At 28.3% G+C, this 1,151-nt stretch carries 1 pseudogene; it reads right to left on the bottom strand.

Annotated elements, in window-relative coordinates:
* Positions 1 to 242: 242 nt before the first annotated feature.
* Positions 243 to 437, bottom strand: a pseudogene (locus tag BU804_RS17865) (hypothetical protein); the annotation flags it as partial.
* Between the last annotated feature and the right edge of the window lie 714 nt (positions 438 to 1,151).

Below are 1,151 nucleotides of genomic sequence, written 5' to 3'. Positions count from 1 at the left end.
CTTTAAACACAGAGTGATGTTAAAGGCTTTAACTTATAAAAATTTTAACTGATTTTTACAAAAAATTTTCTCTCACATTACTTTGAATATTAACACAACTTGAAAGTGTTTAAATAATCTTTAAAAAAGATGGGTTAAATTAAAAATACATTTTTTGTTATGAGTATGCTAAAAATGAATAATCGATCGCTTCAGATAAGGAAGTAAATTTTTTTAAATTTTCTCTAATTGTTCTTTTTAAATTAGCCCAGAATAATTCTATTGGATTTAAATCGGATAAAAAGAGCGGCAAAGAAAAGCACTTGACATCCAGCGAATTGAATTAAATTTTTTATTTTTTGAGATTGATAAAATGTTGCATTGTCCAAAATCACAACTTGGCCAGGTCTTAATTCTGGAATTAAAAATTTTTCTAGCCATAGATTAAACAAATCCGTATTGCAAGTCCCTCAGTAATAAAACGGAACCATGGTATCAAAACCAACTTTTACAGCAAGAAAGCTTTCTCTTTGATAACGCTTTCCTGATGCTGCACTGAGAGTATAAGCTTCCCTGAAAGGGGGCTAGCCAAAGTTCTATAAACGTATGAATTAACTCTATTTTCATCCACATAAAAACAATTTTTTAGGTGCCTATTTTCTATTTTTTAGAAAAATCAAGAAATTTAGTTTCAAAAGATGTATCAAAAGTTCAGGAGATTCAAGCTGCATATCTGATGAAAATGGCACGTGTCCTGACAGAATATCGTGTATACTGGCGTCTAAAGCGTCTTGTTTGTCAATTGGCAATCTTTAGATTTAAGTGGTAAGGATTATGGCTTTGACAAAAGAGTGACATGTATTGATATTGGTAAAAAAATCTTTTAATGAAAGAGGGATTTTAAATCAGTAGAAAATAATCATAAAGTATGACTGAATATTGATCGTAAAACTTTTTTAGAAGTTTTTATTAAAAAAATGGAAAGCTGGAAATATGTTAATAAATCAATTCGACGTGTTCATTCGCACATTTCAAGGTTTTCTATTTAAAGATCATTTTTCATGTTTACTTAATTAGAAATAAACGCAACAGGACAGCTTCCAAGTTCTTTTTTTATATTTCTAACAAATTTTTTTTTGTTAATGAAAATCAAAAAAGTTATCTATATTTTA

Origin of the sequence: Candidatus Protochlamydia sp. W-9, from assembly GCF_001950615.1 — a bacterium.
GTDB classification, from domain to species: Bacteria; Chlamydiota; Chlamydiia; order Chlamydiales; family Parachlamydiaceae; genus Protochlamydia; species Protochlamydia amoebophila.
This window is presented reverse-complemented; position numbering and strand designations above follow the sequence as displayed.